At 52.4% G+C, this 17966-nt stretch carries 12 protein-coding genes, 2 tRNA genes and 4 other RNA genes; 8 read left to right on the plus strand and 10 right to left on the minus strand.

The window, feature by feature from the left end; genetic code table 11:
• Window positions 1-17: 17 nt before the first annotated feature.
• From ACOXYR_RS08970 to narI, 4 genes are read left to right on the plus strand one after another with little or no spacing between them, the layout of a single operon-like run.
• A complete protein-coding gene (locus ACOXYR_RS08970; RefSeq protein ID WP_407731162.1) occupies window positions 18-3761 on the plus strand; it encodes a nitrate reductase subunit alpha in 3744 nt (1247 codons plus the stop codon).
• Complete coding sequence (narH, locus tag ACOXYR_RS08975) at window positions 3758-5296, plus strand: nitrate reductase subunit beta (RefSeq protein WP_113857024.1); 1539 nt, start codon at window positions 3758-3760, stop codon at window positions 5294-5296. Before ACOXYR_RS08970 ends, narH begins: the two co-directional genes overlap by 4 nt.
• Window positions 5293-6003, plus strand: a complete 711-nt coding sequence (gene narJ, locus ACOXYR_RS08980) for a nitrate reductase molybdenum cofactor assembly chaperone (RefSeq protein WP_113857023.1) — start codon at window positions 5293-5295, stop codon at window positions 6001-6003. The genes narH and narJ overlap by 4 nt, the downstream gene beginning before the upstream one ends.
• Window positions 6003-6680: a respiratory nitrate reductase subunit gamma gene (narI, locus tag ACOXYR_RS08985; RefSeq protein WP_108477093.1), complete on the plus strand. Its 678-nt coding sequence runs from the start codon at window positions 6003-6005 to the stop codon at window positions 6678-6680. The genes narJ and narI overlap by 1 nt, the downstream gene beginning before the upstream one ends.
• A 246-nt stretch (window positions 6681-6926) precedes the next feature.
• On the opposite strand, the gene ACOXYR_RS08990 is transcribed toward narI, so the two are convergent.
• The 8 genes from ACOXYR_RS08990 to ACOXYR_RS09025 all read right to left on the minus strand — a co-directional run bounded on the left by ACOXYR_RS08990 (window position 6927) and on the right by ACOXYR_RS09025 (window position 9449).
• Window positions 6927-7056: non-coding RNA, RtT sRNA (locus tag ACOXYR_RS08990), on the minus strand.
• A 46-nt stretch (window positions 7057-7102) separates the two neighbouring features.
• Window positions 7103-7233: non-coding RNA, RtT sRNA (locus ACOXYR_RS08995), on the minus strand.
• Between the two features lie 46 nt (window positions 7234-7279).
• Window positions 7280-7409, minus strand: a non-coding RNA gene (locus ACOXYR_RS09000) — RtT sRNA.
• A gap of 46 nt (window positions 7410-7455) precedes the next feature.
• Window positions 7456-7585: non-coding RNA, RtT sRNA (locus tag ACOXYR_RS09005), on the minus strand.
• 46 nt (window positions 7586-7631) lie between these two features.
• Window positions 7632-7716, minus strand: a tRNA-Tyr gene (locus tag ACOXYR_RS09010).
• 139 nt (window positions 7717-7855) lie between these two features.
• Window positions 7856-7940, minus strand: a tRNA-Tyr gene (locus ACOXYR_RS09015).
• Between the two features lie 159 nt (window positions 7941-8099).
• Entirely contained in the window at window positions 8100-8942 is an 843-nt protein-coding gene (purU, locus tag ACOXYR_RS09020) for a formyltetrahydrofolate deformylase (protein ID WP_108476873.1), read from the minus strand.
• Window positions 8943-8990: 48 nt separating this feature from the next.
• Window positions 8991-9449: a YchJ family protein gene (locus ACOXYR_RS09025; protein ID WP_421356202.1), complete on the minus strand. Its 459-nt coding sequence runs from the start codon at window positions 9447-9449 to the stop codon at window positions 8991-8993.
• 111 nt (window positions 9450-9560) lie between these two features.
• Between ACOXYR_RS09025 and rssA the strand changes: the two genes are divergently transcribed.
• From rssA to galU, 3 genes are all read left to right on the plus strand, one after another.
• The gene (gene rssA, locus ACOXYR_RS09030; RefSeq protein WP_108476871.1) at window positions 9561-10472 is read left to right on the plus strand and encodes a patatin-like phospholipase RssA; all 912 of its coding nucleotides are present in this window, start codon (window positions 9561-9563) and stop codon (window positions 10470-10472) included.
• A 90-nt stretch (window positions 10473-10562) separates the two neighbouring features.
• A complete protein-coding gene (gene rssB / locus ACOXYR_RS09035; RefSeq protein ID WP_108476870.1) occupies window positions 10563-11576 on the plus strand; it encodes a two-component system response regulator RssB in 1014 nt (337 codons plus the stop codon).
• Window positions 11577-11773: 197 nt separating this feature from the next.
• The gene (galU, locus tag ACOXYR_RS09040) at window positions 11774-12682 is read left to right on the plus strand and encodes a UTP--glucose-1-phosphate uridylyltransferase GalU (RefSeq protein WP_113857019.1); all 909 of its coding nucleotides are present in this window, start codon (window positions 11774-11776) and stop codon (window positions 12680-12682) included.
• A 150-nt stretch (window positions 12683-12832) separates the two neighbouring features.
• On the opposite strand, the gene hns is transcribed toward galU, so the two are convergent.
• Entirely contained in the window at window positions 12833-13246 is a 414-nt protein-coding gene (gene hns, locus ACOXYR_RS09045) for a histone-like nucleoid-structuring protein H-NS (RefSeq protein WP_108476868.1), read from the minus strand.
• A gap of 879 nt (window positions 13247-14125) precedes the next feature.
• Here hns and tdk point away from each other — a divergent pair.
• Window positions 14126-14755 (plus strand): thymidine kinase, encoded by a 630-nt coding sequence (gene tdk / locus ACOXYR_RS09050; RefSeq protein WP_108476867.1) that lies wholly within the window; start codon window positions 14126-14128, stop codon window positions 14753-14755.
• Window positions 14756-14928: 173 nt separating this feature from the next.
• Here the strand turns inward: tdk and adhE are convergent, their stop codons facing one another.
• Window positions 14929-17604 (minus strand): bifunctional acetaldehyde-CoA/alcohol dehydrogenase, encoded by a 2676-nt coding sequence (gene adhE / locus ACOXYR_RS09055; RefSeq protein ID WP_113857018.1) that lies wholly within the window; start codon window positions 17602-17604, stop codon window positions 14929-14931.
• Window positions 17605-17966: the final 362 nt, after the last annotated feature.

The raw sequence follows: 17966 nt of genomic DNA on the forward strand, positions 1-17966 counted from the left end.
CAAACAGGAGAGACCCGATGAGTAAATTCCTGGACCGGTTTCGCTACTTCAAACAGAAGGGTGAAACTTTTGCCGATGGGCACGGACAGATTCTGAATACCAACCGGGATTGGGAAGATGGATACAGAAGCCGCTGGCAGCATGACAAAGTCGTACGTTCTACCCACGGGGTGAACTGCACCGGTTCATGCAGCTGGAAAATCTACGTAAAAAATGGCCTCGTGACCTGGGAAACCCAACAAACCGACTACCCGCGCACCCGCCCGGATTTGCCTAACCACGAGCCACGCGGCTGCCCTCGCGGCGCCAGCTACTCCTGGTACCTCTACAGCGCCAACCGTCTGAAATATCCGCTGATGCGTAAACGCCTGATGAAAATGTGGCGTGAAGCGAAAGTGCAGCACAGCGATCCGGTTGCAGCCTGGGCATCCATCATTGAAGATGCCGATAAAGCGAAAAGTTTCAAGCAGGCGCGTGGTCGCGGCGGTTTCGTGCGCTCCTCCTGGCAGGAAGTGAATGAGCTGATTGCGGCGTCAAACGTCTATACCGTTAAAACCTACGGCCCTGACCGCGTGGCAGGCTTCTCGCCGATCCCGGCGATGTCGATGGTCTCTTACGCCTCCGGCGCGCGTTATCTGTCGCTGATTGGCGGTACCTGCCTGAGCTTCTATGACTGGTACTGTGACTTGCCGCCAGCGTCGCCGCAGACCTGGGGCGAGCAGACGGACGTCCCGGAATCTGCCGACTGGTATAACTCTAACTACATCATCGCCTGGGGCTCTAACGTGCCGCAGACGCGTACCCCGGATGCACACTTCTTCACTGAAGTGCGTTACAAAGGGACCAAAACTGTTGCTATTACCCCGGACTACGCTGAAATCGCCAAACTGTGCGATCTGTGGCTGGCACCGAAGCAGGGTACCGATGCCGCGATGGCGCTGGCGATGGGTCACGTGATGCTGCGTGAATTCCACCTCGATAAACCGAGCCAGTACTTTACTGACTACGTTCGTCGCTACACCGACATGCCCATGCTGGTGATGCTGGAAGAGCGTGACGGTTACTACGCGGCGGGCCGTATGCTGCGTGCTGCCGATCTGGTCGATGCGCTGGGTCAGGAAAATAACCCGGAATGGAAAACTGTCGCCTATGACGAACAGGGTGACATGACCGCGCCGAACGGCTCTATCGGTTTCCGCTGGGGCGATAAAGGTAAATGGAACCTCGAACAGCGTGACGGTAAAACCGGTGAAGACGTTCAACTACGTCTGAGCCTGCTGGGCAGCCACGATGACATTGCACAGGTCGGTTTCCCGTACTTTGGCGGCGACGGCACCGAGCACTTCCAGAGCGTGGAGCTGGAAAATATCCTGCTGCACAAACTGCCGGTAAAACGCGTTCAACTGGCCGATGGTAGCACCGCATTGGTGACCACCGTTTATGACCTTACGCTGGCGAACTATGGCCTGGAACGTGGTCTGAATGACGAAAACTGCGCCACCAGCTACGACGACATGAAGGCCTACACCCCGGCCTGGGCGGAGAAAGTGACGGGCGTTTCCCGCGCACACATCATCCGTGTCGCACGTGAGTTTGCGGATAACGCCGATAAGACGCATGGCCGTTCGATGATCATCGTCGGTGCCGGTCTGAACCACTGGTATCACCTGGACATGAACTACCGTGGCCTGATCAACATGCTGATCTTCTGCGGTTGCGTCGGTCAGAGCGGCGGCGGCTGGGCACACTATGTGGGCCAGGAAAAACTGCGCCCGCAGACCGGCTGGCAGCCGCTGGCGTTTGCCCTTGACTGGCAACGTCCGGCGCGTCACATGAACAGCACCTCGTACTTCTATAACCACTCCAGCCAGTGGCGTTACGAAACCGTCACGGCGGAAGAGCTGCTGTCGCCGCTGGCAGACAAATCCCGCTATACCGGCCACATGATTGACTTCAACGTGCGCGCCGAACGTATGGGCTGGCTGCCGTCTGCGCCGCAGTTAGGTACAAACCCACTGCGCATTGCCGAAGAAGCGGAAAAAGCGGGTATGAATCCGGTGGATTACACCGTGAAGTCCCTGAAAGAGGGCACCATTCGCTTTGCGGCGGAACAGCCTGAGAACGGGAAAAACCACCCGCGTAACCTGTTCATCTGGCGTTCAAACCTGCTGGGCTCCTCCGGTAAAGGCCATGAATTCATGCTGAAATATCTGCTGGGTACTGAGCACGGTATTCAGGGGAAAGATCTCGGCAAACAGGGCGGCGTGAAACCGGAAGAAGTGGAATGGCAGGACAACGGTCTCGACGGCAAACTGGATCTGGTGGTTACGCTGGACTTCCGTCTGTCGAGCACCTGTCTCTACTCTGACATCGTGCTGCCAACGGCGACCTGGTATGAAAAAGACGACATGAATACCTCGGATATGCATCCGTTTATTCATCCGCTGTCTGCCGCGGTTGACCCGGCCTGGGAATCGAAAAGCGACTGGGAAATCTACAAAGGTATTGCGAAGAAATTCTCCGAAGTGTGCGTTGGTCATTTAGGCAAAGAAACCGACGTGGTGACGCTGCCAATTCAGCACGATTCCGCCGCCGAACTGGCGCAGCCGCTGGATGTGAAAGACTGGAAAAAAGGCGAGTGTGATCTGATCCCGGGGAAAACCGCGCCGCACATTCTGACCGTTGAGCGTGACTATCCGGCAACGTACGAGCGCTTCACCTCTATCGGCCCGCTGATGGAGAAAATCGGTAACGGCGGTAAAGGCATTGCCTGGAACACCCAGAGCGAGATGGATCTGCTGCGTAAGCTCAACTACACCAAAGCGGACGGCCCGGCGAAAGGCCAGCCGATGCTGAATACGGCGATTGATGCGGCAGAGATGATCCTGACGCTGGCACCGGAAACTAACGGTCAGGTTGCCGTGAAGGCGTGGGCCGCACTCGGTGAGTTTACCGGTCGTGACCATAAACATCTGGCGCTGAACAAAGAAGACGAGAAGATTCGCTTCCGCGACATTCAGGCGCAGCCGCGCAAAATCATCTCCAGCCCGACCTGGTCTGGCCTTGAAGATGAGCACGTTTCTTATAACGCCGGTTATACCAACGTTCACGAGCTGATCCCATGGCGTACGCTCTCTGGTCGTCAGCAGTTGTATCAGGATCACCAGTGGATGCGTGATTTCGGGGAAAGCCTGCTGGTTTACCGTCCGCCGATCGACACCCGTTCGGTGAAAGAAGTGATGGGTCAGAAATCTAACGGTAACCCGGAAAAAGCCCTGAACTTCCTGACGCCGCACCAGAAGTGGGGGATCCACTCCACCTACAGTGACAACCTGCTGATGCTGACCTTAGGTCGCGGCGGCCCGGTTGTGTGGATGAGTGAAGTGGACGCCAAATCGCTGGGTATTGCGGATAACGACTGGATTGAAGTCTTCAACAGCAACGGTGCGTTAACTGCCCGTGCGGTGGTCAGCCAGCGTGTACCGGAAGGGATGACCATGATGTACCACGCGCAGGAACGTATCGTGAACCTGCCGGGCTCAGAAATCACCAGCCAGCGTGGCGGGATTCATAACTCGGTGACGCGTATCACGCCGAAACCGACGCACATGATCGGCGGCTATGCGCAGTTGGCCTATGGCTTTAACTACTACGGCACCGTCGGTTCGAACCGCGATGAGTTTGTTGTGGTACGTAAGATGAAGAACATTGACTGGTTGGATGGCGAAGGCAATGACCAGGTACAGGAGAGCGTAAAATGAAAATTCGTTCACAAGTCGGCATGGTGCTGAATCTGGATAAGTGCATCGGTTGCCACACCTGTTCAGTCACCTGTAAAAACGTCTGGACCAGCCGGGAAGGCGTGGAGTACGCGTGGTTTAACAACGTGGAAACCAAGCCGGGTCAGGGCTTCCCGACCGACTGGGAAAACCAGGAAAAATACAAAGGCGGTTGGATCCGCAAAATCAACGGCAAAATCCAGCCGCGCATGGGTAACCGTGCGCTGCTGCTGGGTAAAATCTTCGCTAACCCGCATCTGCCGGGCCTCGATGATTACTACGAGCCGTTTGATTTTGATTACCAGAACCTGCACACCGCACCGGAAGGCAGCAAAGTGCAGCCGATTGCTCGCCCGCGCTCGCTGATCACCGGTCAGCGTATGGCGAAAATCGAGAAAGGCCCGAACTGGGAAGATGACCTGGGCGGCGAGTTTGAGAAGCTGTCGAAAGACAAAAACTTCGAGAACATGCAGAAGGCGATGTACGGCCAGTTCGAGAACACCTTCATGATGTACCTGCCACGTCTGTGCGAGCACTGCCTGAACCCGGCCTGTGCGGCGACCTGCCCGAGCGGGGCTATCTACAAGCGTGAAGAAGACGGCATCGTGCTGATCGACCAGGATAAGTGCCGCGGCTGGCGTATGTGTATCACCGGCTGCCCGTACAAAAAAATCTACTTCAACTGGAAGAGCGGCAAGTCTGAGAAGTGCATTTTCTGTTATCCGCGTATCGAAGCCGGTCAGCCGACCGTGTGCTCCGAAACCTGCGTGGGCCGTATCCGTTATCTGGGCGTGCTGCTCTATGATGCGGACGCGATTGAACATGCCGCCAGCACTGAGAACGAGAAAGATCTCTATCAGCGCCAACTGGACGTGTTCCTCGATCCGAACGATCCGAAAGTGATTGAGCAGGCACTGAAAGATGGCATTCCGCAGGGCGTGATCGAAGCGGCCCAGCAGTCTCCGGTATACAAAATGGCCGTTGACTGGAAGCTGGCGCTGCCGCTGCACCCGGAATACCGTACGCTGCCAATGGTATGGTACGTGCCGCCGCTGTCACCGATTCAGTCGGCGGCGGATGCGGGTGAACTGGGCAGCAACGGCATTCTGCCGGACGTCGAAAGCCTGCGTATTCCGGTTCAGTATCTGGCGAATCTGCTGACCGCTGGTGACACCCAGCCGGTACTGCTGGCACTGAAACGTATGCTGGCGATGCGTCACTTCAAACGTGCGGAAAACGTTGACGGTGTGGTGGATACTCGTGCGCTGGAAGAAGTCGGCCTGACCGAAGCTCAGGCGCAGGAGATGTATCGCTACCTGGCTATCGCCAACTACGAAGATCGTTTCGTGGTACCGAGCAGCCACCGTGAGCAGGCGCGTGAAGCCTTCCCGGAAAAAAGCGGATGCGGTTTCAGCTTTGGCGATGGCTGCCACGGTTCAGACAGCAAATTCAACCTGTTCAACAGCCGCCGCATTGATGCTATCGATGTGAGCAGCAAAACGGAGCCGCACGCATGATTGAGTTACTCGTCATTTCGCGTCTGCTCGAATACCCGGATGCTGCCCTGTGGCAGCATCAGGACGAGGTTTTCGAGGCTCTCGCGTCTTCAGAAAAACTCGACAAAGAGGATGCCCAGAAGCTGGGCGTTTTCCTGCGCGATTTGACCGCGCAGGATCTTCTCGATGTTCAGGCGAATTACAGCGAGCTGTTTGACCGTGGCCGCGCCACGTCGCTGCTGCTGTTCGAACACGTTCACGGTGAATCCCGCGACCGTGGTCAGGCGATGGTTGACCTGATGAACCAGTATGAGCAGCACGGTTTGCAGCTGGATAGCCGCGAACTGCCGGATCATCTGCCGCTGTATCTGGAATATCTTGCTCAACTACCGGAAAACGAAGCCATTGGTGGATTGCAGGATATTGCGCCGATTCTGGCCCTGTTAAGCGCGCGTTTGACGCAGCGTGAAAGTCATTATGCGGTGCTGTTTGATGCGTTGCTGAAAATGGCCAACAGCCAGGTAGACAGCGACAAAGTGGCAGAAAAAATCGCTGACGAAGCGCGTGATGATACGCCACAGGCGCTGGACGCCGTCTGGGAAGAAGAGCAGGTGAAATTCTTCGCAGACCAGGGCTGCGGCGAGTCTGAAATTGCCGCTCACCAACGTCGCTTTGCGGGGGCTGTTGCGCCGCAATATCTGAATATCTCTAACGGAGGAGAGCGATAATGCACTTCCTGAATATGTTTCTCTTCGATATCTACCCGTACATTGCGGGCTCAGTGTTTCTGATTGGTAGCTGGCTGCGTTATGACTATGGTCAGTACACGTGGCGCGCGGCCTCCAGCCAGATGCTGGATCGCAAAGGGATGAACGTGGCGTCAAACCTGTTCCACCTGGGGATTCTGGGGATTTTCGCCGGTCACTTCCTGGGAATGCTGACGCCGCACTGGATGTATGAAGCGTGGCTGCCGATTGAAGTGAAACAGAAGATGGCGATGTTTGCCGGTGGCGCAAGCGGCGTGCTGTGCCTGATTGGCGGGGTGCTGCTGCTGAAACGCCGTCTGTTCAGCCCGCGCGTACGTGCGACATCTACCGGCGCGGATATTCTGATCCTGACGCTGCTGGTGGTACAGTGTGCGCTGGGTCTGCTGACCATTCCGTTCTCCGCGCAGCATATGGACGGTAGCGAGATGATGAAACTGGTGGGGTGGGCGCAATCCGTGGTGACCTTCCACGGTGGTGCATCCGCGCATCTGGACGGCGTGGCGCTAATCTACCGCGTTCACCTGGTGCTTGGCATGACGCTGTTCCTGCTGTTCCCGTTCTCACGTCTGGTACACATCTGGAGCGTGCCGGTGGAATATCTGACACGTAAGTATCAGATTGTGCGTGCACGCCACTAAGCGCGTTTAGCGTTGACGACAAACCCTGCTTCGGCGGGGTTTTTTTATGGGGATCGTGCGGCGTTTTCCCCTCACCCTAGCCCTCTCCCTGAGGGAGAGGGAACCGCTCGCAGTCGTGGTTAAGTTCTGCCCTGGTCTTCTCCCTCTCCCTCAGGGAGAGGGCCGGGGTGAGGGTTGTTGAGATTAGAGAATGAGGCTAAAGCGAACAATCTGAATTTTTATTGAATGTGTTGCTTCAGGAAATGATGGTGGTGGGGGAAGGATTACTCAGCGCTACGCGCTTCGCCCTTCGGGTCGTTGCCTGTGGCAACGCTTTCCGCTGCGCTCGAATCGAACCTTGGTCGAAGCTTCTCATCCTTCCCGCATGGGCAGGATATGAAACGTTATCGATAAGTTTGAATTCGGCTTTTATCAGGAAGTGATGGTGGTGGGGGAAGGATTACTCAGCGCTACGCGCTTCGCCCTTCGGGTCGTTGCCTGCGGCAACGCTTTCTCGCGACGCTCGAATCGAACCTCGGTCGAAGCTTCTCATCCTTCCCGCATGGGCAGGATATGAAACGATAGCGATAAGTTTGAATTCGGCTTTTATCAGGAAGTGATGGTGGTGGGGGAAGGATTACTCAGCGCTACGCGCTTCGCCCTTCGGGTCGTTGCCTGTGGCAACGCTTTCCGCTGCGCTCGAATCGAACCTTGGTCGAAGCTTCTCATCCTTCCCGCATGGGCAGGATATGAAACGTTATCGATAAGTTTGAATTCGGCTTTTATCAGGAAGTGATGGTGGTGGGGGAAGGATTACTCAGCGCTACGCGCTTCGCCCTTCGGGTCGTTGCCTGTGGCAACGCTTTCCGCTGCGCTCGAATCGAACCTTGGTCGAAGCTTCTCATCCTTCCCGCATGGGCAGGATATGAAACGTTATCGATAAGTTTGAATTCGGCTTTTATCAGGAAGTGATGGTGGTGGGGGAAGGATTCGAACCTTCGAAGTCGATGACGGCAGATTTACAGTCTGCTCCCTTTGGCCGCTCGGGAACCCCACCAGGGGTAATTCTAATGTTGAGATGATGCTTTGAAATGGTGGTGGGGGAAGGATTATTCGTCGCTTCGCTCCTCACCCTTCCCCGATAAGTGCAAACATCAAATTTCTCATCGGTAGTACCACATCGCAGTGGTGAATAATGGTGGTGGGGGAAGGATTCGAACCTTCGAAGTCGATGACGGCAGATTTACAGTCTGCTCCCTTTGGCCGCTCGGGAACCCCACCACGGGGTATTGCTTGGTACTGGCCTGCTTCCTTGTGGGGAAGCGGGGCGCATCATATCAAATGACGCGCCGCTGTAAAGCTTTCGTTTGAATAAAATGAACCGTTTGCGTACTTTTCATCCGTAACGCGTTAAAGGTAACCAGTTCATTTTGTTAGTGATTAAAGAATAATCGTCCGGTTGCCGTAGACGAACACGCGTTGTGCCAGCACCTGGTATAACGCACGGCTTAATACATTCTTCTCGACGTCGCGACCGGCGCGCATCATATCTTCTGCGGTATAGGTGTGATCTACGTGAATCACGTCCTGCATGATGATTGGGCCTTCGTCCAGATTATCATTCACATAATGCGCAGTCGCACCGATGATCTTCACGCCGCGCTCGTAGGCCTGGTGATAAGGACGCGCACCGATAAAGGCTGGCAGGAACGAGTGGTGAATATTGATAATTTTATTCGGGAAGCGTGACACAAAGTTTGGCGTCAGCACGCGCATGTATTTTGCCAGCACGACATAATCCGGTTCGTATGCTTCAATGGCATCGGCCATTTGCTGATCGTGTTCATCGCGGGTCAGCCCTTCGTGGCTTACCAGCTGGAACGGAATATCAAAACGCTCAACCAGCGTGCGCAGCGTTTCATGGTTGCCAATCACCGCGGCAATTTCTACATCCAGGCCGCCGTAATTTGCTTTCATCAGCAAATCACCCAGGCAGTGCGCCTCTTTGGTGACAAGAATAACGATACGGCGACGACCCGCCGGGTTCAGTTCGCGAATAGAACCTTCCGGTAATGCGCTGTCTAAATCCGCCAGCAGCGTGGCATCGTTAAATATGCCTTCAAGCTCGGTGCGCATAAAAAAGCGCCCGGTGCGGTGATCAACAAATTCATTGTTCTGCACGATATTCAGTTCATGCTTGTAACAAATGTTGGTAATTCGTGCGATCAGGCCTTTTTGATCGGGGCAGATTGTGCGGAGAACTTTTCGTTGTAATGAGTGCATTGCCGGGTAAATCCTGTTGATGATGTTTGCGAAACTGAGTGGGGCAGATTACTGCCCGCAACATTTTTTAAATTTTTTACCTGAACCGCAAGGGCAGGGGTCATTGCGGCCAAATACGGGGCGAGTGCCATCAATATAATACCACTGACCGTTTTCTTTTAAGAATCTTGAACGCTCAATGATAGCGCCGTTCTTGTTATGGTCGTGAAAACGCGCCACGAAGCTCACAAAACCTTCGCCGTCGTGCGCCCCGTCTTCTGTCGCGAAGACGGTAAGCCCAAGCCATTGCGTTGTCGCAAAGCCGTTTTCAATGTCTTTGCGATAGTCACACGCCTGGCAGGATGGATGCCAGGTTTTGATTAAATAATCTGCGTTTTTCATCACAAAAGCGCTATAACGTGAGCGCATAAGTTGTGACGGCGTCGGTGCAACCTGTGCACCAGACAGATAACGTTGGCAACATGCGCTATACTCGACTGCGCTGCCACAGGGGCAAAGTTCAGACAAAATCGTCTCCCTGTACAATAATGAATGGCGCGATTGACGCCGGGTGGCACTATGTTAACCGAGCGGTGGCAATGTTGCCACGATGAAGCGAGAGGATGTCCACCGGTACGAATGCGAAAAATTAAAATTGGTTTGGCTTTGGGGTCGGGCGCTGCGCGTGGCTGGTCTCACATTGGTGTCATAAAAGCACTACAGCAAATGGGAATAGAGATAGATATCGTCGCGGGTTGTTCCATCGGTTCGCTGGTGGGCGCGGCGTACGCCAGTAATCGTCTCCCCGCACTTGAAAAGTGGGTCTGCTCCTTTAGCTACTGGGATGTGCTGCGCCTGATGGATCTCTCCTGGCGTCGCGGCGGATTGCTGCGCGGCGAGCGCGTGTTCAGTCACTATCGACAGGTGATGCCCAACGATACCATTGAGCGTTGTGAAAAACGCTTTGCCGCCGTTGCGACGAATCTCAGTACCGGAAGAGAGCTGTGGTTTACCAAAGGCGATCTGCATATGGCCGTGCGCGCATCCTGTAGTATTCCTGGCCTGATGTCGCCGGTGTTGCATAATGGCTACTGGCTGGTTGACGGTGCGGTAGTCAACCCCATTCCCGTTTCGCTGACGCGCGCACTCGGTGCAGATATCGTGATAGCCGTCGATTTGCAGCATGATGCGCATCTGATGCAACAAGATTTAATGTCGGTCAATATACAGCCCGACCCGGAGGAGAGCGATAATCCTGATACGCTCTCCTGGCGTGAGCGCTTACGCGTGCGTTTAGGCCGTGTAGCATCGCGCCGCACGTCCGTGACGCCAACGGCGATGGAAATCATGTCCACTTCGATTCAGGTGCTGGAAAACCGTCTGAAACGAAACCGGATGGCAGGCGATCCTCCGGATATTCTGATTCAACCATTTTGTCCGCAGATCTCGACACTGGATTTTCACCGAGCCTCTTCTGCAATTGCCGCAGGTCAGTTAGCGGTCGAAAAAAAGACAGATGAGCTCTTACCTTTAGTTCGTGCCTCAATTTGAGACACTTTTAAGACTACTTAAGCAAAATCTGACAGGCGATTGTGTGAATAGCATGCCACTATTTATTTATCGTCGGCCAGGGGAGATATCATGACGCAGCCATTGGCGGGAAAACAGATCTTGATTGTCGAGGACGAACCCGTTTTCCGCTCCCTTTTGGATTCGTGGCTCTCTTCGCTGGGCGCAGAAACCTCTCTTGCGCAGGACGGCGTAGCGGCACTCGAGATCATGGCGACGCTTCAGCCTGATTTGATGATTTGCGATCTTGCCATGCCGCGTATGAATGGCCTTACGCTGGTGGAGCAGGTGCGTAACAGCGGGGCGAAATTACCCATTCTGGTTATCTCGGCCACAGAAAATATGGCCGACATCGCCCGGGCATTAAGGCTAGGGGTGCAGGATGTGTTGCTAAAACCGGTAAAGGATTTGAACCGGTTGCGGGAAACCGTGTTTGCCTGTCTCTATCCCAATATGTTTAATTCTCGGGTAGAAGAGGAGGAGCGGTTATTCGAGGACTGGGATGCTCTGGTTAACAACCCCTCTGCCGCAGCAAAACTCCTTCAGGAACTGCAGCCACCTGTTCAGCAGATTATCTCGCATTGCCGGATTAATTATCGTCAATTAGTTCTTGCTGATAAACCGGGCCTGGTGCTGGATATTGCGCCGCTCTCGGAAAACGATCTGGCGTTTTACTGTCTTGATGTTACGCGTGCGGGAGATAATGGCGTATTAGCAGCACTGTTATTACGCTCGCTGTTCAATGGCTTGTTGCAGGAGCAACTTTCTCACCAGGGGCAACGACTGCCAGAATTGCGCAGTCTGCTCAAACAGGTGAATCAACTTTTACGTCAGGCCAACCTGCCCGGGCAGTTTCCTCTGCTGGTGGGGTATTATCACAGCGAGCTGAAAAATTTGATTCTGGTTTCAGCCGGGCTCAATGGCACATTAAATACCGGTGAACATCACATACAAATTAGTAATGGCGTACCTTTAGGTACGCTGGGCAATGCTTACCTTAATCAAATTAGCCAACGTTGCAGTTCCTGGCAGTGTCAGATTTGGGGAAATGGTGGCCGTTTGCGTTTAATGTTGTCTGCGGAATGAGCAAACGCATTTTCCTCGCAGGATAGCTTTAACGGCTTATCTTTCATGGTGGTACTATCAGCAGGTTTGATACGTATAAATCTTAATTCGAGGTCAGCGCGTCCTTTTCGGAGCAGCCCCACCTGGCTGTGATGATATACTCAACGCGTTATTAATTAACGAGCAAGTTCAAAGTTTGAACAGTTCAGGAGATTTGAATGGCTGCCCTAAATTCGAAAGTGACTAAGGCCGTTATCCCGGTAGCGGGATTAGGTACCAGGATGTTACCTGCTACGAAGGCGATTCCTAAGGAAATGCTGCCGCTGGTAGATAAACCATTAATTCAGTATGTGGTAAATGAATGTATCGCCGCAGGTATCACTGAAATTGTGCTGGTCACTCACTCTTCCAAGAATTCGATTGAAAACCATTTTGACACCAGCTTCGAACTTGAAGCTATGCTGGAAAAACGCGTTAAGCGTCAGTTGCTGGAAGAAGTGCAATCTATTTGTCCACCGCACGTGACCATTATGCAGGTGCGTCAGGGCCTGGCTAAAGGTTTGGGACACGCGGTATTGTGCGCGCATCCTGTCGTTGGCGATGAGCCGGTCGCGGTTATTCTGCCAGACGTTATTTTGGATGAATTTGAATCCGATCTCTCCCAGGACAACCTGGCAGAAATGATTAAACGCTTTGATGAAACAGGTTCAAGCCAGATTATGGTTGAGCCGGTTGAGGATGTTACCGCTTACGGTGTGGTTGACTGTAAAGGTGCCCCACTGGCACCGGGCGATAGCGTACCAATGGTTGGTGTGGTTGAGAAACCAAAAGCCGACGTTGCGCCGTCTAACCTGGCTATCGTTGGCCGTTATGTTCTGAGCGCTGATATTTGGCCGCTGCTGGCGAAAACCCCTCCGGGAGCCGGTGATGAAATTCAGCTGACCGATGCTATTGATATGCTGATCGAGAAAGAAACCGTTGAAGCCTATCATATGAAAGGCAAAAGCCATGACTGCGGTAATAAACTGGGTTATATGCAGGCTTTCGTTGAATATGGCATTCGTCATAAGACCCTGGGTGAAGAATTCACCGCGTGGCTTAAAGAGACGCTGGGCGTAGCGAAGTAATTTATTACATTGCCCTGAGCCGGGTTACCGACTGGTCGGTAACCCGGTTTTTTTTTGCCGTCATTAACTGTCGCGTAAAAAAACAGCAGTACCGTAACGTTCAGATAAAAAAAATCCCGCCAGAGCGGGATTCTTAGAGCAATTTCTGGATTAATCCTTGATCAGGAAATCTTCCAGAGATTTACCTTGCTCGTCCATTGCTTTTTTGATTACAGCAGGAGTACGACCCTGGCCGGTCCAGGTTTTGGTTTCGCCGTTTTCATCTACGTAGCTGTATTTAGCCGGACGTGCAGCGCGTTTTGCTTTGGTACCGGTTTTAGCAGCAGCAATGCTGTTCAGTAATTCGTTCGGGTCAATACCGTCAGCAATCAGCATTTCACGGTATTGCTGCAGTTTACGAGTGCGCTCTTCTACTTCAGCCGCTGCCGCGTTTTCTTCTTCGCGACGCTCGTTTACAACAACTTCTAATTTTTCCAGCATTTCTTCAAGCGTTTCAAGGGTGCATTCTCTTGCCTGCGCACGAAGAGTACGGATGTTGTTCAAAATTTTAAGTGCTTCGCTCATTGTAGTATTCTCAAACTTATATTGGGGGTGGTTTGTTGAAGTAATAATAGAGCGTTAAATTCAGTTGTGCAATAGGGAGGAATGTAAGGAATTCAAAATAACGTGTTATTTGGTGCTTTTATTAATATCTAAAAGTTAAATTTTTAGTGCTGCTTCACAACTTTACCCGCTCTATTGTCGGGAAAGCCTGAACTATAACACGCCAGCGAATGCAGGTCGTCTGTACTGAAACGCCGGCGGTTTATACCCCGTATGGATAAATATCAACCTTATGTATTAGTTGGTCCGTATCAATTTTGTGCGCTTCTTTATAGGTGATGAATGGTTACTATGCTAAATCACCCGTAAGAGGATACAGGCGGAACCGTTGCCCTTGCGTGATAGTAACATTGCTAATCTGTCGACTGCTCCGGGATAATAACAAACGCAGGTTGCCTTATACCGCTCCAGTGATACAGAAGAAACGTAGCCGTTATTCCCCCATTTTTTCTATTAAATCCATAGTTATGACGATGTTATTTTCCTGCTATTCAAATTGTCACCTAACCCGTTTTCAGCCTTTCTGGTTGCGGCAGTGTACTACGCGGATTTTAACGATATTTCTTATTTATTGATGTCGCTCTTATTTTTGCCTTACAACGCCAGGTGAAGTTTGGTGAGCGTATAATGTGCCAGGCCGCATCTGTCGGGCCCTGGAAGACAATATCGGTAATTTGTAACCTGAGGTGTCGTGATTTAATGAATAGTTCATCATTCTTAATGTTTATGACAGCGACGGTAAGACAAAAACCGCAGGTTTTGTGTGCCTGAGCGTAGGGCAGGATAAAATATGGTACACTGCCGGGGTCTGAAAACGTATTGATTAGGGTTTCGCGGCCAATGGCACAACTTTATTTCTACTATTCTGCAATGAACGCGGGTAAGTCTACAGCGCTATTGCAGTCATCATACAATTACCAGGAACGTGGAATGCGTACCGTGGTTTATACCGCCGAAATTGATGACCGTTTCGGTGCAGGCAAGGTCAGCTCGCGTATCGGGCTCTCTTCGCCGGCAAAGCTGTTTAACCAGAGTAGTCAGCTCTTTGATGAAATCAGCGCTGAGAACGCACGTGAGGCCGTAAACTGTGTGCTGGTGGATGAATGTCAGTTCCTGACCCGTGAACAGGTCTACGCGCTTTCTGACGTCGTCGATCAGCTTGATATCCCGGTATTATGCTATGGCTTACGTACTGACTTCCGCGGTGAATTGTTTGGGGGGAGCCAGTATTTATTGGCGCTCTCCGATAAGCTGGTGGAATTAAAAACGATATGTTTCTGCGGCCGTAAAGCCAGCATGGTGTTGCGTCTTGATCAAGAAGGGCGTCCTTATAATGAAGGCGAGCAGGTGGTGATTGGCGGAAATGAACGTTACGTCTCTGTCTGCCGTAAGCATTATAAAGAGGCGCTGGAGGAGGGCTCTTTGGCCGTCATTCAGGATAAGCATCGTCACAGCCGTCACCCCGCCTGATTGCGCGCACGCGCGTTCTCTGCTCACGTCTAAGCTTCATCCGGCGTGAGTGGGGGCTCCTTCCCTGGTACGACATAAACCTGACTTGACGTAGTCGCATGAGTGAAAACGAGACAAAAAAAAGCTCCATCCTGAGATGGAGCTTTTTATCAGAGCGTTAGCTCAGGGGCTGATTAAGCGGATTTTTTCGCTTTTTTCTCAGCTTTTGCTGCTACTGCTTCTTTCTTCACTTCAACTTCGCCTTCGTGGTACTCACGTCCGTAGAAGGTATCCAGCAGGATTTGTTTCAGTTCAGAAATCAGCGGATAACGCGGGTTAGCGCCGGTGCACTGGTCGTCAAACGCATCTTCAGAGAGTTTGTCAACGTGTGCCAGGAAGTCCGCTTCCTGAACGCCAGCCTCACGGATGGATTTAGGAATACCCAGTTCCGCTTTCAGGCTTTCCAGCCAGGCCAGCAGTTTCTCAATCTTCGCCGCAGTACGATCGCCCGGTGCAGTCAGACCCAGGTGGTCAGCGATTTCAGCGTAACGACGACGTGCCTGCGGACGGTCGTACTGGCTGAATGCAGTCTGTTTGGTCGGGTTGTCGTTCGCGTTGTAGCGAATAACGTTGCTGATCAACAGGGCGTTCGCCAGACCGTGAGGAATGTGGAACTGAGAGCCCAGTTTGTGCGCCATGGAGTGACATACACCCAGGAAGGCGTTCGCAAACGCGATACCGGCGATGGTTGCTGCACTGTGAACGCGCTCACGTGCTACCGGGTTTTTAGACCCTTCGTGGTAGGACGCTGGCAGGTTTTCTTTCAACAGTTTCAGCGCCTGCAGAGCCTGACCATCGGAGAACTCAGACGCCAGAACGGAAACATAAGCTTCCAGCGCGTGAGTGACCGCATCCAGACCACCGAAAGCACACAGGGATTTCGGCATGTCCATAACCAGGTTGGCATCGACAATCGCCATATCCGGAGTCAGCGCGTAGTCTGCCAGCGGATATTTCTGGCCGGTTGCGTCGTCGGTTACAACTGCAAACGGCGTAACTTCAGAACCGGTACCGGAAGTGGTGGTGACGGCGATCATTTTCGCTTTCACGCCCATTTTCGGGAACTTGTAGATACGTTTACGGATGTCCATAAAGCGCAGCGCCAGCTCTTCGAAGTGAGTTTCCGGGTGCTCGTACATAACCCACATGATTTTCGCAGCATCCATCGGGGAGCCGCCGCCCAGGGCGATAATCACGTCTGGTTTGAATGAGTTCGCCAGCTCTGCACCTTTACGAACAACGGTCAGGGTTGGGTCTGCTTCAACTTCAAAGAACACTTCAACTTCAACGCCAGCCGCTTTCAGAACAGAAGTGATCTGGTCTGCATAGCCGTTATTGAACAGGAAGCGGTCAGTCACGATGAGCGCACGTTTGTGGCCATCAGTAATCACTTCATCCAGCGCGATTGGCAGTGAGCCACGGCGGAAGTAGATAGATTTCGGAAGTTTGTGCCACAACATGTTTTCAGCTCGCTTAGCAACGGTTTTCTTGTTGATCAGGTGTTTAGGACCAACGTTTTCAGAGATGGAGTTACCACCCCATGAACCACAACCCAGAGTCAGGGAAGGCGCGAGTTTGAAGTTATACAGGTCACCGATACCACCCTGAGAAGCCGGGGTGTTGATCAGGATACGCGCGGTTTTCATCATCTGACCGAAGTAAGCGACGCGTTCTGGCTGGTTGTCCTGGTCGGTGTACAGGCAAGAGGTGTGACCGATACCGCCCATTGCAACCAGTTTTTCTGCTTTCTGTACCGCGTCTTCAAAATCTTTGGCGCGATACATAGCCAGTGTCGGAGACAGTTTTTCGTGTGCAAACGGTTCGCTTTCGTCGACGACGGTCACTTCACCAATCAGAATCTTGGTCGTTGCCGGCACGGTGAAGCCTGCCAGTTCTGCAATTTTAGCCGCAGGCTGACCGACGATAGCCGCGTTCAGCGCGCCATTTTTCAGGATGATGTCCTGAACAGCTTTCAGCTCTTTGCCCTGCAGCATGTAGCCGCCGTGGCTGGCGAAACGTTCACGAACGGCGTCGTATACGGAGTCAACCACAACCACAGACTGTTCAGACGCACAGATAACGCCGTTGTCGAAGGTTTTAGACATCAGTACGGATGCAACAGCACGTTTGATATCAGCGGTTTCGTCGATAACAACCGGGGTGTTACCTGCGCCAACGCCGATGGCTGGTTTACCGGAGCTGTATGCAGCTTTAACCATGCCAGGACCACCGGTCGCGAGGATCAGGTTGATGTCCGGGTGATGCATCAGGGCGTTAGACAGTTCAACAGACGGTTGGTCAATCCAGCCGATCAGATCTTTCGGCGCGCCAGCAGCGATGGCTGCCTGCAGGACGATGTCTGCTGCTTTGTTGGTAGCATCTTTAGCACGCGGATGCGGAGAGAAGATGATAGCGTTACGCGTCTTCAGGCTGATCAGTGATTTAAAGATAGCGGTTGAAGTCGGGTTGGTAGTCGGGACGATACCACAGATAATGCCGATAGGTTCAGCGATGGTGATGGTACCGAAGGTGTCGTCTTCAGAGAGGACGCCACAGGTTTTTTCATCTTTATAGGCGTTATAGATGTATTCAGAAGCAAAGTGGTTTTTGATCACTTTATCTTCAACAATACCCATGCCGGATTCGGCAACAGCCATTTTTGCGAGAGGAATTCGAGCATCTGCGGCAGCCAGAGCGGCAGCGCGGAAGATTTTGTCGACTTGTTCTTGAGTGAAACTGGCATATTCACGCTGGGCTTTTTTTACGCGCTCGACGAGTGCGTTAAGTTCAGCGACATTAGTAACAGCCATAATGCTCTCCTGATAATGTTAAACTTTTTTAGTAAATCATCTGCTCGACAAGTCAGTATAGACAGAGCGCTACCAGCTTGCTTAGGCCATAAAGGAACAATCCACAACCCGTTCCCGACTCACTGATTTACTAAAAGAGCTTCGAACTCAAAGAGCGTTGCCCGATGGCTTTCAGAGAATCTCCCTGAAATCTGTCGGCGTAATCAAGATTACTCACTTCTGAGTATGAAATATGTGATCGGCGTCAAAAATACGCCAAGCTGACACCTTTCAGCAGCCCCATTTTAGTAAAGATTGTAAATTGTTAATCATGAGTTGTGATGATTGAGGTGAACATTAGCATAATTTAAATCAATATATAA

Source organism: Pseudocitrobacter faecalis (assembly GCF_965231525.1).
Taxonomy (GTDB): Bacteria; Pseudomonadota; Gammaproteobacteria; order Enterobacterales; family Enterobacteriaceae; genus Pseudocitrobacter; species Pseudocitrobacter faecalis.

Excerpts from the sequence above, each read along its gene's own strand:
- ACOXYR_RS08970 (WP_407731162.1), top strand. The coding sequence starts at position 18 with ATGAGTAAATTCCTGGACCGGTTTCGCTACTTCAAACAGAAGGGTGAA.
- narH (WP_113857024.1), top strand. The coding sequence starts at position 3,758 with ATGAAAATTCGTTCACAAGTCGGCATGGTGCTGAATCTGGATAAGTGC.
- narJ (WP_113857023.1), top strand. The coding sequence starts at position 5,293 with ATGATTGAGTTACTCGTCATTTCGCGTCTGCTCGAATACCCGGATGCT.
- narI (WP_108477093.1), top strand. The coding sequence starts at position 6,003 with ATGCACTTCCTGAATATGTTTCTCTTCGATATCTACCCGTACATTGCG.
- purU (WP_108476873.1), bottom strand. The coding sequence starts at position 8,942 with ATGCACTCATTACAACGAAAAGTTCTCCGCACAATCTGCCCCGATCAA.
- rssA (WP_108476871.1), top strand. The coding sequence starts at position 9,561 with ATGCGAAAAATTAAAATTGGTTTGGCTTTGGGGTCGGGCGCTGCGCGT.
- rssB (WP_108476870.1), top strand. The coding sequence starts at position 10,563 with ATGACGCAGCCATTGGCGGGAAAACAGATCTTGATTGTCGAGGACGAA.
- galU (WP_113857019.1), top strand. The coding sequence starts at position 11,774 with ATGGCTGCCCTAAATTCGAAAGTGACTAAGGCCGTTATCCCGGTAGCG.
- hns (WP_108476868.1), bottom strand. The coding sequence starts at position 13,246 with ATGAGCGAAGCACTTAAAATTTTGAACAACATCCGTACTCTTCGTGCG.
- tdk (WP_108476867.1), top strand. The coding sequence starts at position 14,126 with ATGGCACAACTTTATTTCTACTATTCTGCAATGAACGCGGGTAAGTCT.
- adhE (WP_113857018.1), bottom strand. The coding sequence starts at position 17,604 with ATGGCTGTTACTAATGTCGCTGAACTTAACGCACTCGTCGAGCGCGTA.